The 13,435-nt window shown below is 52.5% G+C and carries 9 protein-coding genes; 3 read left to right on the forward strand and 6 right to left on the reverse strand.

From position 1 onward, the window contains the following. Nucleotides 1-137: 137 nt before the first annotated feature. Nucleotides 138-1,082: a 1-phosphofructokinase family hexose kinase gene (locus ACFRAM_RS14815; protein ID WP_379466485.1), complete on the forward strand. Its 945-nt coding sequence runs from the start codon at nt 138-140 to the stop codon at nt 1,080-1,082. A gap of 263 nt (nt 1,083-1,345) precedes the next feature. Here the strand turns inward: ACFRAM_RS14815 and ACFRAM_RS14820 are convergent, their stop codons facing one another. Further along, on the reverse strand, nt 1,346-2,026 hold the full coding sequence (locus ACFRAM_RS14820; RefSeq protein ID WP_175370396.1) for a TorD/DmsD family molecular chaperone: 681 nt from the start codon (nt 2,024-2,026) through the stop codon (nt 1,346-1,348). 426 nt (nt 2,027-2,452) lie between these two features. After that, nucleotides 2,453-3,073, reverse strand: a complete 621-nt coding sequence (locus ACFRAM_RS14825; protein WP_379466486.1) for a LysE/ArgO family amino acid transporter — start codon at nt 3,071-3,073, stop codon at nt 2,453-2,455. Nucleotides 3,074-3,363: 290 nt separating this feature from the next. Between ACFRAM_RS14825 and ACFRAM_RS14830 the strand changes: the two genes are divergently transcribed. Next, entirely contained in the window at nt 3,364-4,905 is a 1,542-nt protein-coding gene (locus tag ACFRAM_RS14830; protein ID WP_379466700.1) for an aminotransferase-like domain-containing protein, read from the forward strand. Nucleotides 4,906-5,068: 163 nt separating this feature from the next. Here the strand turns inward: ACFRAM_RS14830 and ACFRAM_RS14835 are convergent, their stop codons facing one another. Further along, complete coding sequence (locus ACFRAM_RS14835) at nt 5,069-8,797, reverse strand: immunoglobulin-like domain-containing protein (RefSeq protein ID WP_379466487.1); 3,729 nt, start codon at nt 8,795-8,797, stop codon at nt 5,069-5,071. A gap of 157 nt (nt 8,798-8,954) precedes the next feature. Here ACFRAM_RS14835 and ACFRAM_RS14840 point away from each other — a divergent pair, with 157 nt between their 5' ends. After that, on the forward strand, nt 8,955-9,557 hold the full coding sequence (locus ACFRAM_RS14840; protein WP_379466488.1) for a TetR/AcrR family transcriptional regulator: 603 nt from the start codon (nt 8,955-8,957) through the stop codon (nt 9,555-9,557). Between the two features lie 25 nt (nt 9,558-9,582). On the opposite strand, the gene ACFRAM_RS14845 is transcribed toward ACFRAM_RS14840, so the two are convergent. Genes ACFRAM_RS14845 through ACFRAM_RS14855 form a run of 3 tightly spaced genes read right to left on the reverse strand, consistent with a single transcriptional unit; the run spans nt 9,583 to nt 13,101 of the window. Then, nucleotides 9,583-10,632 carry a sensor histidine kinase gene (locus tag ACFRAM_RS14845; protein ID WP_379466489.1) on the reverse strand — a complete coding sequence of 350 codons (1,050 nt, stop codon included), beginning with the start codon at nt 10,630-10,632 and terminating at the stop codon, nt 9,583-9,585. Next, nucleotides 10,629-11,306: a response regulator transcription factor gene (locus ACFRAM_RS14850; protein WP_379466490.1), complete on the reverse strand. Its 678-nt coding sequence runs from the start codon at nt 11,304-11,306 to the stop codon at nt 10,629-10,631. Before ACFRAM_RS14850 ends, ACFRAM_RS14845 begins: the two co-directional genes overlap by 4 nt. Further along, complete coding sequence (locus tag ACFRAM_RS14855) at nt 11,236-13,101, reverse strand: ABC transporter ATP-binding protein (protein ID WP_379466491.1); 1,866 nt, start codon at nt 13,099-13,101, stop codon at nt 11,236-11,238. The genes ACFRAM_RS14850 and ACFRAM_RS14855 overlap by 71 nt, the downstream gene beginning before the upstream one ends. Nucleotides 13,102-13,435: the final 334 nt, after the last annotated feature.

The following is a 13,435-nucleotide window of genomic DNA, read 5'->3' on the forward strand; positions in this document are numbered from 1 at the left end:
GGAGGGGCCTCTTGGCATGTTATTAGGGAATATTCCAGTGCAAAAGGTCAAGAGTAATGGGGTTACGGCATCTTGTGTCAGGGGATTTTCGAACAGTACAATGAAGCTATGAATGCCCATAGAGAGGAAGACCTAACATGATTACAACCGTCACGCTGAATGCGGCTGTCGATAAAATCTATACTGTCCCGGGATTCCAAGTAAATGAAGTCCACCGGATCACCGATTCTCTAACCCTACCCGGCGGCAAAGGCGTCAATGCCGCACGGGTGTTACACCAGTTAGGGACAGAGGTAATCGCTTCGGGATTTATAGCCGGATATACCGGTGAGCATCTGCTCGCTGGTCTGGCTGAAGAAGGCGTTGACGCCGACTTCGTCAAAGTCTCAAAGGGGGAGACACGGCTAGCCTTGACCGTGCTCGACTCTGCTTCTGCTACCCAGACGGAGCTGATTGAGTCTGGGCCGGTCATCACCGGGGAGGACCTTTCAGCCCTGCGCAGCAGGCTGGAGAAGCTGGCCCGCCGTTCCCGGTGGGTATTGCTCTCGGGCAGCCTGCCCCCAGGCTGCCCCCCTTGGCTCTATGCAGAGCTGGCGGATATCGCCCATCACGGCGGTGCCAAGGTGATGCTGGACGCCAGCGGCGAGGCTCTGCGCCTCGGTCTGCAAGGCCGACCCGAGCTCGTGAAGCCCAACGAGCACGAAGCCGCAGAGCTGGCCGGTCTGGCGGACACCGGCAGCGAAGACACCGCTCGGCAGGCGCTGGAAGCGCTGCTGGAGCTTGGGGCGCGTGACGCTGTCGTCACGCTGGGCTCCCGCGGCGCTGTTGCCGCCGCGGACGGGCAGCGTTACCGCGTAACGCTGCCGCAGATCACTGCCGTGAGCCCGCTCGGCAGTGGGGATGCCACGGCCGCCGGCCTGCTGGCGTCGGCTGTGGCTGGGGGTGACTGGCCGGCGCGGCTGACGCTCGGCGCGGCCTGTGGCACGGCAGCGGCTATGCAGCGTGCAGCCGGGTTCGTGAACCCCGGCGATGTGGCAGCCATTGCCGCCGGGGTTACCGTCAGCGTGCTGCCCCGGGGGTAACACGGGGCAGCACGCTGACTTGCAAGCACAGCGGGCGTCTCCAAGTCGACGCCCGCTTTGTACTATAAGAGCAGCTTAACGTTGCTCTTATAGTACAAGAAACCTGCCTTGCGCTCCCCTTGAAGCACAACAATTCTTGCCTCTCACTGCCTTTGAAACACACAGAGGCCAGCCTGACGCTTCTTTTAAAGTAAACAAAACTGGTGTCACTGCTTTTGAAGCACATAAAAGCACACAAAAAAGCCCGGTTGCCCGGGCTTTTCTTACGACATAGAGGTAGCGCTTGTCTCCAGCGAAGCCTTCCAGGCTCGCAGCATTTGCAGATCTTGCGGCAAAAACTCCTCTAGCATGTGACTCAAGCCGAGGTACAACTTGCTCTCCGTCAAGGAATTAAGACGTTCGCAGAACTTCGGGGTCCATCTCAACAGATGCTCTTCCAGAAAAGCCTCCTGAATCTCCAGCAGCTCCATGGCACTTCTAACTGTGAAGCAGTTATATAGCATCCGTTCATGCATCACCGCCATGAATTCCAGTTCAATAGCAATATGATCATCGGCTTCTTCACCGCATTTCTTGAATACGACTCCCGCCGAGGCATATACATCGGACAAGACATTGCAGAATTCTTTGGCCCGACCCCGGTTAGCTGCTTCACGTGCAGCCCGTTCATTCATCAACCGGGTGTATTCCTGCGTCTCCTGCTTGCAGATCTGCGGCAACTTGCCGGGTTCCAGACTGCAGAGGTAACGCTTCAGTTCGCGGCCGCCTTCGGTCATCTCTGCAGCAACGTTCATTTGGCGTTTGCCGCACCACTGGGCCACCAGCGAAAGGGATGGCTTTCTTCCGAAGAAATCCACCAGCAATTGATATATTAATCCTCGACTTTCCAGCCAACGGGTGTAAGCTTCCGGCACAACAAGCGATGAAGCGGATTGTAAGGTCATTTGACAAATCCTCCCCTATTGTTATTCCCGGGTACCGCGGCAAGGAATAGCCGCTCGGCATCTTCCGGTATCCTAGCTGTGATCTTGGAAAAAGGATGCAATGTTCCTTCTATATCTAAATTATATCTGAACCATAAAACGCTTTCGGTGAGCATTCTATGTCCATTCCCTTCATTTGTCGCAGATCTGTCAAATTCAGCAGCAAATCGGCAGGCGCTTGGGAATCATCAGATTTCTCTATCTCCACGGAGTACCCTATCGAGTATAAATCTCCTCCTCTGCAACCTGTGCTGCAACTATTGTATGCCTGCGGAAGACAAGCAATTCCAGTGACCTAAAAGGGATAAATATCTAGGATAACTATCCAGGAGAAGTGTAAACCAATCGTTGCCGCTGAGTACTTCTCAATGGCCCTCTATTCCGTCTTCACTTTCCAGTCCATATATTCCACAACTGCATCCCCATATAAATCGCAATTCCCCAGATCAGCAGCGCAGATGCCCTGTTCAAGACACGCAGAATGCGGCCCGAGGGGTCCGCTTGTCCGACCAGCCGCCCGGCAATGGCAATTCCAATGAACCACAACCACGAGACTGCAGCCGTCGCACCGGCAAATACCCACCGTTCGCCACTGCCATATTGCAGGGAACTGGTTCCGATGACACCTACAGTATCCAGCAGTGCATGGGGATTAAGCAGGGACACCGACAAGGCATAGGCTACCTGCCCCTTCCAAGGCAATACTTTCACCTCGCCTTGTGCCGGGGTGCTGCCCCAGATGTTCCAGCCCATATAAGCCAGGAAAATCAATCCTACGCTATAAATTACAGGTGTTACCCAGTCCACGGACATAACAACCAGCGAAACTCCACCGACAGCAGCACCAATCAGCAGCGTATCACATAGGGCAGCGGTCAGCACTACCGGCAGCACTCCGCGAAATCGCGAATGCAGCGAACCTTGATTAAAGACGAATATATTCTGTACCCCCAGCGGCAAAATAAGTCCAAACGCCAATATGATTCCATGTATAACCGCTTCAAGCATTTGTAAGAACCCTCCTGATAATTTCTTTATGATGAGAAAATCTTTGGTGAACAGCATAACTGCGCCCCATTGATAGTACCTTCCCGCCTCATAACCGTAACCATCCAAATTCCAGATCAATACCCAACCAAGATACAGCAAAACTGCCCGTCCATGATATACTCAACACAGAATGAGCCGCCAGAGCGGTCCTAAACGATACTGATTTTATATAAAGGAGTTCTGCCGTGAAGCCTACTTCCAAGCAAGCTGCTTTTTCTTCTCCTACATCAAAAGATAGTATAGACCCATTGGACGCTCTTAACGCCGTATCAGCATCAAGGACAACCACTCCCGGTGGCACTGGTGAATGGCGACCAGACGCAACCTCCGCGCTGCCGCTTCATGCCCAGATATCGGATTATTTTATCGGCAAAATCAGAAGCGGGGCCTGGGCCCCCGGCATGCGACTGGCTCCGCAACGGGAGCTGTGCCGACAACTCGGCGTCAACCGTAGCACCCTTGTAACCGCATTGGGGCAACTGACAGCATTGGGGCTGATTGAGGGGAAAAGAGGCGGTGGAACCCGAGTTGCCACCCCCTCTGCCGAGCGTGATGGTTCCGGTGTTAAACAGGAATCCACCAGCTTCGACGGACAGGTCCGGGCGGGCAATTGGAATGATTATGTGGAAGAAGGCATTCACTATCCCAACCTGCCAACGATTCAGGCTATTAACCGGCTGGAGTATGAGCGAGGACTAATCCGCCTTGGCACAGGTGAACCTGCCCCGGAGCTGCTGCCTGGCCAGGTTATGCAGGAGATTCTCGCCGGGCTTTCGCGCGAGCCACTGTTGCCGCTGTCCTACGAAGAGCCGCTTGGCAGCCTGGAACTGCGGACAGCTCTTAGCAACAAGCTATCTGCATCCGGTATTCGTACTTCCCCCGCCTCCATCCTGATTACTTCAGGGGCGCTGCAAGGACTGCAGCTTATTGCCATGGGGCTGCTGCCCCGCGGCGCGGCCATCCTGCTGGAGAAACCGTCCTACCTTTACTCCATTCATGCCTTCCAGTCCGCAGGCGTGAAGTTTAGTGGTCTGCCAATGGATGATCGCGGGCTAATGACAGACAATATAGCGCAAGAGGCTTACCGGACCAAAGCAGCTATGTTGTATACAATTCCAACTTTTCATAATCCTACGGGCATTCTGATGGATGAAGAGCGGCGGAATGCGTTGATGGCCACTACAGGCGCCCTTGGCCTGCCAATCCTCGAAGATGGGGCTTACCAGGAACTGTGGCTGGATATGCCCCCGCCTCCGCCACTGAAAGCCCTGGATCTTGAGGGACGGGTCCTCCACCTCGGGACCCTGTCCAAAGCCGCCAGCCCCGGCCTGCGCATCGGCTGGATTGTTGGCCCGGAAGCGGTCATCTCACGACTGGCCGATATTAAGATGCAAAGCGACTACGGTGCAAGCTCTCTGTCTCAGCTTGCCGCGGCTAGATGGCTGAGCGGTGGTTATCATGAAGCACATGCCAATGTCTTGCGTCAGAAGCTGCGAATGCGAAGAGACGCGGTGCTGGAGATGCTCCAAGTCCACTTCAGCGAGCTGGCCACCTGGAATATACCTGCAGGTGGTTTCTATATCTGGTTGTCGCTCCGTCAGCCATTGCCCCTGCGCAAGCTGTTCAAAGCAGCACTGCAGTCCAGCCTCCTGCTCAATACCGGCGATCTGTATGACCGTGGGGACAACCGTCATCTGCGGCTCTCCTACGCCTACGCCTCAATCGCAGAGCTGGAAACTGGCCTGCCAATTTTAGCCGGGATAATCCGCAATTTGCAGCGGCATTCCTAGAGCAGAATATCGTAGCCCCCGCTCTCTTCCCCTGTTGCTCTTCCGCAGCTTAGCAGCGTCACTATCTCTAGACCAGCATTTGAAGATCAAAAACGCCGCTTTCCCTAGCCAACAGGGAAAGCGGCGTTTGCTTTTTATTCCGTCGGATACAATACCGACTGTATTAAATGGACAATGCGTCAAGCAATCTGTAGATCGCCGTTGCGGCTTCACCACGGGTTGCTGTGCGCTCCGGACGGAAGGTTTGATCCTCGAACCCGCCCAGAATGCCTGCCGCAGCCCCGGTCTCAATGGACGCAGCCGCCCATTGCGGGATTGCGGAACGATCCGTAAACGTGATGCTGTCGCTAGTCTTCTTATGTGGCGCGCTGTTCAGTGCGTTCGCAAGCATTACCGACATTTCAGCGCGAGAGATGACCTCAGAGCCTTTGAAGATCGTCTTGTCACCGACTTCATAACCACGGATGATTCCGGCTTCTACAGCAGCCGCAATATCTCCTGCAGCCCAAGCCGGGATGGCCTCCTGATCTGCAAAGCTTGCAGCATTGCCGGAAGACTGCAGTCCCAAAGCTCTGGCAATGAGGGTAGCGAATTGAGTCCGGGTTACCTTCTCATCCGGACGGAAGCTATGATCGTCGAAACCTTTCATGACTTCCATACCAATCAGACGGTCCGTATAGGCCTCAGCCCAATGATTGTTCAAGTCGGTCATCGGCAGGGCTTGGTAGTTGAACACGGCATAAGTGGAGAAATGATTAATGCTAGCAGTAACGTTGCCATTAGCATTGTCAGTTCCACCTACATAAATCCACTTGTTACGCTGCTCACTGTAATAATAGACGGCAGCCTTATGGCCTGAAGTAATTTTGTTCTTATCATAAACCAGTGTCAATTCGACCGGTTTATTGAGCAGACCAGCATTAGTACTGGTAATCTCTACGCCCGAGCTAGCAGCTGTCAGAGTTCCGCCAGTAGGAAGTGCTACCGGCTTCAGCGCCACTTTACTGTCTGCAGTCAGTGCTCCTGCAGGAATCTTGAGATCGGCTGCATCTTTAAGACTGGCAGCCCCTCCCTGCAACGCATTGACTTGCAGCTCCACTGCTTCAGTGGATGGCTTCGTTGTATTCCCTGGAGTTGGGGAAGGGGTAGGCGTAACTGTCGGAGCCGGGGTAGGGGTCCCGCCATTGCCGTTTCCGCTATTCCCGTTACCCGAATTACCGTTGTCGTTTCCGTTATTCCCGCTGCCCGAGCGAGATACGTTTACCGTACGTACGACTTCCACAGCATTATTGCCAGCCAAATCTTTGGCATTATATTGCAGCTTGTAAGTGCCTGGCGTTCCGGTATCCACTGAACCGCTAACTACGATAGAGCCTGCAATTCCTAGTTTGTCCGTAACCTCCGCACCTGGATCGACAAAGCTGTCGCCTTGAGTCAACGATATCGTGCTACTGCCCTTCAGCGTGATCACTGGCGCTGTGCGGTCAATATTCACAGCAAGCGGCAGTACAGCTGTATTGCCGAGCGAATCCGTAGCCCGGAACTCCAGCTTATGCTGGCCTTCGGCTGTGATCTTCAGCGAATGATCGCTCTCGTAAGGCTGGAATTCTCCGCTTCCATCCAGGGACACCTGCAGGGAAACCGTAGTGCCTGGAACATAAACGCTGGCAATTACACTCACATTTGCATCTTGATTAATCCAGGCACCGCTTGGCTGTACGACTCCATCTGCAGACTGGATCACCCCGGAAAGCTCAAGTGGTGTAATGCTGTCGTCACCGCTAAGATTGACTTCAAAGGTCTTCACTTCAGAAGCATTTCCGCGCAAGATTGTTGCCGTCAAGGTAATGGATGTATCCTTTTTCGGACGGAAAGCCAGCTTGCCTTCCTTGGTCATCAGGACTGGATTAGAGCTTTCCCAGACGATGCTTGTCCCCTGCACACCAGCAGCAGGCAGATACAAGTCACTCTTCACGGCGCTAAGATCGCCCAGTGTCAGCTTTTCTTTGGCCAACTGTACAGCTTCTCCATCTGTATATTCCTTAGCTTTTACTGTCACCTCGAACGTCTTCACAGTGCTCTGTGTACCGCGGCTAACTGTCGCTTTGAGCGATACCACCGCATCCGGTTGTCCGGCAGCAGGACGGGTAATATAGCCAGTTCCGTCAGCGACGCGAATCACCTCGGCATTTGTACTCTCCCATTGAACCTTGGCACCATGCTGGCCTTCGGCTGGCAGCTTCAGGTCTGCAATAACTCCGTTAGTACCATCGAGTTTAAGCGCTGCTGCCGTATCTTCCACTGCCTGCTGGTCGGTGTATGGCTCTACGTTCACAAACACCGGATTGGAGTAAAACCAAAGATCGCCGTAGTTGCGGCTGTTGATTTCCTGGAAGCGAGTAGCATTATCCGCGGTGTTATTCTTTACATCCAGTAAAGGTTCGCCGTCTTTCGTCTCTCCCGGTACGTTAAGCCCGAGGTTGGTCCCTCTAAGCCGGTAATACCGGCTCTTGTCTGCCGCTCCCGGCTTGTAAGTAATCACGTTGTAGCCTTCAGCATCCGTAGTCCAGTCTGCACTAGTGAACCGAGCCACGACTTTAGTGGTATCATTCGTTGGATTGGAATAATCAGGAGTACCCGGCTGAACCTTGCCGCCGACTTCACCGGAGATCAGATCGACATGATCCACGGAGACAGCGTCACCGTTGTTGTTCTTCGCAGGACTCTTGAAACGGATGGTAACCTCGACATTGTCGCCCTGCTTAACCGCAAGTTCCCCGCCCATTGCTTCCTCACGCCCGTCACCGGATGCCTTGAAATCCAGCGCGTTGATCAGATCACCGAAGACGGAGAAAGATTTACCTGAGCGCATACCGTCAACGATATTCTGAACGCTTGAACCATTGACCCAGGTATAGTTCTTGGAATATTCCCCCGGCCAGTATCCGCTAGAATATTTGTTATCCTTGCTGGTCTTGAAATGGAAGTCGGAATTGGCGAAGTTCCAGAATCTGCGGCCCTCGCCAAGCAGTGCATCCCAGAAGCCACCAACTTTGGCTACTTTCACGTCTGTTCCGCCGTATACTTCAGCTGTTTCCCCCCGGTCAGGAGACATCTGGTTGCCCAGCATCCCTTCGAAACCGAAAGCCACATGCGGATCAATATTGTTGAAGTCGCGGACATCCTCAATTTTCAGCTCAGAGCTTCCGCCATTTTTACGCGAAGGGTGGTTAATCAGCATATAGCTCTCCGGATAGTGATCGCTGAGCCATTGAATGCCCTTGCGGGTATCTGCTTTCGTTGAGAAAGCTCTGTTATCCAGCGCAGCCCATTTGGCAACATCCGCAGGATCGAAGAGGTTCTCAGCACGGTTGGTAAACAAATATTCAAACTGATTGACAGCTTTTAAGGATGCCGCTGAGCCTGGATCATTCGTCACAATCCCGATAGCAGCGTGATCATACTGAGGCATATCCCATTCAAATCCGGAGAAGATGGTTTTGCCAGCATATTTTCCCGAAGCCTGAAGCTCCTTGATTATAGGTGTCTGATAGTCGATGATCCCTTTGGACATCGGGATGGACCCTCCTGGCAGAGGCACGCCTTCATGGTCACGACCGGACATCCGCAGATGGTCGGCCAGGAAGAGCCAGTCCAGACCATTCTTGTCAAAGGCGGTATCCAATACATCCTTCAATGATTCCTGCGCATCATCTGACTCATAGGTGTGAACATGATATTCCCCAGTCATCCATTTTCCGTTGCTGTCTGCAGGTGGACTAGCCATCGGTTCCGTTGAAGCGCCATATGCTGTAGGCAGCGATAAGTTCTGTCCCAATGTCATTACAGCCAGAGTAGCGGTCAGCAATGAACGAACTTTTTTCTTCTGCAAAATAATTAAACCCCCAGTGAACGTAATGAATATGTAGTTCCTTCACTAAGGATAGAGAACAAGTGTAAACTCTTGTCGGATTTTGTAGTATTTTTGTGTAATATACTCATCTGCTACCCGTTATGCTATTCTTTTATCATTGGAGGAGGAAGAATCCATGGCACAATCCAAATCAAGCTCATTCTTAAGCAAAACAGAAATCCTGGATGCCGCTGAGCAGACCTTGCGCCGGTTCGGGCCGGACAAAACATCGGTCACCGATGTGGCGAAGCTGCTCGGGGTCAGCCACGGTACCTTATACAGGCATTATCCTAGCAAGGTGGCATTGCGCGAGGCGGTCACGGAGAGATGGCTGGAGGAGCAAATTCTCGCGCCCCTAGCCGAGATTGCGCAGAAAACAACAGAAGATCCGCTGGCACAGCTGCGGATTTATATTTTGAAGCTAATTGAGCTTAAGCGTCGCTGCGCCTCAGAAGATCCGGAGATGTTCAAAATGTATGCAGAGGTTACAGTAAATTCGGCCGCACTTATCGAGGCCCATGTCCAGCGCATCTATGAGCAGATGAGCAGCGTGGTCGAACGGGGAGTTCAGGAAGGTATACTGGCAGAATCGGCTCCGCCGGAAGTGCTATCCCGCTCCATCGTACAGGCTACAGCAGGCTATCATCACCCCTCTCATGCTTACGAATGGCAGCGCCCCGGTATCGATCAGGAGTTCGAACAGCTTTGGGCGCTGCTGGAGAAAGGTCTTAAACAATAACATTCTGCACATGAACCGGCCTACATCATGGGGTCTGCACAGGCAAGCTTACTACAAAAGCCGTCCCTTCCCCGGGACGGCTAGTTGCCGTTACGCTTCCCTCGTGAATCTCAATAATCTTATTCACAAGAGATAACCCAAGGCCGCTGCCACCTCCACTAGCACTTCTGGCTTTGTCTGCTTTGTAGAAGCGTTCAAAAATGCGCGGCAGATCTTCTGCCGAGATTCCGATCCCGCTATCTCTGATTTCCACTTGAACAACTCCATCCACTACCTCCATCCGGACACGAATATATCCGCCCTCTGGAGTGAACTTAATACTGTTGTGCAGCAGATTGGTCCACACCTGGCTCAAGAGATCTTCCACGGCGTATACCTCCGCGCTTGCAAGCTCAGCCTCCACCTCAATATTCTTCTCCAGCCACTGCGGTTCGGATGCTAGAATCATATTTCGCAGCTGCTTATCCAGCCGGTAGAGCTGCTTCTCAAACGGAAAATCACCCGATTCCAGCGCAGACAGCTTCAGGAGATTGTCGCTCAGCCCCGATAGCCTTGTGCTCTCGGTTTCAATAATGTCGAGATAATGCCGCCTGGTATCCGGGCTGAGCGTCTCCGACTGAAGTGCACGGGTAAAGCCCCGGATAGAGGTCAAAGGCGACTGGATCTCATGGGAGACATTGGAGATGAAATCCTGGCGCATGGTCTCCATCCGGCCCAGTTCGCTGGCCATCTTGTTGATGCTTTCAGCAATCTCGCCAAATTCACCATAATCTTTATCCTTAGCCAGAACGACATTGAAATCACCGGTGGAGATTCTGCGGAGGCCTTCAATAATGGACTTGTAGAAGACCCGCTCCCAGCCACGGAAGATGCCAGAGACACACAGCACCAGCAAAAAGAAGAACACAACCGACACACCCGTGGTCAGTAGCCCTGCCGTATATTCCTGAGCAGGACGGCGAGTCCTGGAAAATATCCAGTTCATTACGAAATAAGACCCACTCCAGCTAAGAAGAATCACGCCGAGGAATCCAATGAACAAAAAAAATCGGATTAATTTCTTGGATTTATTCATATATCACTCTCCAACCGGTACCCCAGACCACGCAGCGTCCGGATCGCGAATCCGTATTTCTCTCTCGGGAATCGTTCCCGCAGACGGTTGATATGCACATCCAGCGTCCGCTCATTACCTTCAAAATCATAACCCCAGATGTCTTCGATCAGCCGTTCCCGGGCCAAGGTCTGCCCTGGATAACTGCCCAGCTTGAAGAGCAGCTCGAACTCTTTGAGCGGCAATGTAATCTCCCCATCCGCAGTGTGCACCTCGTAGGTTTTACGGTTCATCCGCAGATGGCCGATCACCACACTCTGCGCAGCGGAAATCTGGTACCGCTTGAGCAGCGCCTTCACCCTGGCGATCAGGATCGGCGGTTCAAACGGCTTGACCAGATAGTCGTCGGTGCCAAGTTCAAAGCCTTTTACAATTTGCATCGTTTCCCCTTTGGCCGTCAGCATCAAGATCGGAAAGTCATATAATCTTCGCAGCTCCCGGCATAGCTCCCAGCCATCCATATTCGGCATCATGACATCCAGTATCGCCATATCCACCGAAGTGTTCTCTAGAAGACGGAGAGCTTCCAGCCCGTCAGAAGCCGAGTAGATCTCTTCCATCCCTTCAGCTCTCAGAAACACTTCCACCAATTCGCGGATATGCGGATCGTCGTCCACTACCAGAATTTTGGTCATTTTTAGACAGAACCTCCTCTTTGCTGCCGTCATAGGCAGATGGTTCATTCATTTGCAGCTGCTGGGTGGCAAACTCCCGGTACAGCGCATGATGATTTAGCAATTCTTCGTGTGTTCCTTTGCCGGTAATCCGGCCCTTTTCCATGAAAATAAGCTGGTCCGCATGGACAACCGTAGCCAACCGGTGGGCGATGACAATCGTTGTTCTGCCCTTCATCAGATTCGTCAGCGCCTTCTGCACTACCGCCTCGGATTGACTGTCCAGACTGGAGGTAGCTTCATCAAGCATCAGAATCTCAGGATCGCGCAGCAGCGCTCTGGCTATGGCAATCCGCTGCCGCTGTCCACCTGACAGCTTCACGCCCCGTTCGCCGACATCCGTCTCATACCCATCCGGCAATTCGTCGATAAAGCCGTCAGCATAGGCCATCGAAGCTGCTCTACGCATCTCTTCCAGGCTGACTTCCCGTTCAAGGCCGTAGCTGAGATTGTCAGCAATTGTACCCGCCAGCAGCGGACTTTCCTGAGACACATACCCGATCAGACTCCGCCAGGATTTCAAGGAAAAGTCCGTAACAGGCCTATCCCCCAGTCGAATCTCACCACTCTCGGGCTCATAGAAGCGCTCCAGCATGGAGAACAATGTCGTCTTCCCTCCACCGCTGGGTCCCACAATGGCTGTAACCTGGCCCGGAAGCATGGTAAAACTCACATTGCTGAGTACCTTCTCGCCGTCCTTGTAGCCGAAGCTCACATCTTCCACTGTGATCGGCCCATGGGCAGCTGTGGCTTCAGCTTCTCCCTCGTAGTTCTCTTCTTCAGCCGCCAAAGTCTCGATAATACGCTCCGAAGCGCCCTTAGCCTTCTGAATTTGCGTGAAGAAAGTGGTCAATTGGGTCAACGGCATAATGATCTGGATGAGATAGAGAATGAAAGCGACCAGTTCACCGGCGGTGAGTGCCCCTGACGATACCTGCATGCCACCATAACCGATAATTACAACAAGCAACATCATGAATACAAAAGATACCAGCGGGCTGATCATGGCACTTACCTTACCCTCACGAATACCGAAGGTCAGCAGGTTCATAATTCCGCTTCTACCAGCCTCATATTCCCTTTTCTCTGCACCAGAAGCCTTCACCAGGCGGATCTCCGATAGTACCGCACTCAGCGTGGCGGTAAAGGAAGCCGTCTCATCCTGCATCCCTTTGGAGATTTTGTACATCTGCCGTCCCAGCGGTACCAATATTAAGGCCGACAGCGGCAGTACAGCGAACAGCACCAAAGTCATTTGCCAATTTAAATAGAGCAGAACGGCAATGGAGCCAACAATCGAGATGACTCCGGTAAACAAGCTGGCCAAATGCTCGGAGATCAAGGTTTTAATGATTCCCGTGTCATTAGTCATCCGGCTGACACTTTCACCAGTCCGGTTATCATTATAATAAGCCACCGGCAGCACAAGGAACTTGCGCCACAGCCGATCCCGCAGACCCGCTACCATCTTTTGTCCGACATAATTCAGCAAGTAGATGGACACGCCCCCGGCAATCGTCTGAGCGATAAAAGCTCCAACGATTCCGGCAATCTGCAGTTTACTTATGGAAGCCAGCGAGAAACCGTCAACCAGTGTTTTGGTGAACATAGGAATTACTAGACCCACCAGCGTAGAGATGACACTGAGCGCAATGGCCGTCGTCAGCAGGCTGTAGGAGGGCTTGGTTTCTCTCAGCAGAGTCAGAAACGGTTTAAGTGCCGCCCCCTGCTTCTGTACAGTTTTTTTGTTATTCATGGAGGTTCTCCTTTTCGTTCGGTTAAATAAATAGAAGAAGGCTTTCAGCTCCCGTCTCCCGTAGTCCAATAATAACCTTGCTTTTTAAACTGAAGTTAAACAATTCAAAATTAAAATAGGGACCAAGGACACAGCGAAGCCAGTAGGTAAAACCGGGATAGCTGCTGTTAATCATGGATAATCTAAGAAAATGGCACCTTGTGCCTTGTATATATAACGACAATCGCGCAAAAATCACCAGAGATTTGGAAATCTGCTCAAAAGTTGGTTTGTATCCCTTTTCAACACGTGTTACAGTGATAGAAGTTGCCTAGAGACGGCGGCAATGAATATA

Origin of the sequence: Paenibacillus sp. NPDC056722 (genome assembly GCF_042790635.1) — a bacterium.
GTDB classification, from domain to species: domain Bacteria; phylum Bacillota; class Bacilli; order Paenibacillales; family Paenibacillaceae; genus Paenibacillus_AQ; species Paenibacillus_AQ agri.

What these genes read in the sequence shown, in the direction of transcription:
- ACFRAM_RS14815 (WP_379466485.1), top strand. Translation starts at nt 138, where the DNA reads ATGATTACAACCGTCACGCTGAATGCGGCTGTCGATAAAATCTATACT.
- ACFRAM_RS14820 (WP_175370396.1), bottom strand. Translation starts at nt 2,026, where the DNA reads ATGACCTTACAATCCGCTTCATCGCTTGTTGTGCCGGAAGCTTACACC.
- ACFRAM_RS14825 (WP_379466486.1), bottom strand. Translation starts at nt 3,073, where the DNA reads ATGCTTGAAGCGGTTATACATGGAATCATATTGGCGTTTGGACTTATT.
- ACFRAM_RS14840 (WP_379466488.1), top strand. Translation starts at nt 8,955, where the DNA reads ATGGCACAATCCAAATCAAGCTCATTCTTAAGCAAAACAGAAATCCTG.
- ACFRAM_RS14845 (WP_379466489.1), bottom strand. Translation starts at nt 10,632, where the DNA reads ATGAATAAATCCAAGAAATTAATCCGATTTTTTTTGTTCATTGGATTC.
- ACFRAM_RS14850 (WP_379466490.1), bottom strand. Translation starts at nt 11,306, where the DNA reads ATGACCAAAATTCTGGTAGTGGACGACGATCCGCATATCCGCGAATTG.
- ACFRAM_RS14855 (WP_379466491.1), bottom strand. Translation starts at nt 13,101, where the DNA reads ATGAATAACAAAAAAACTGTACAGAAGCAGGGGGCGGCACTTAAACCG.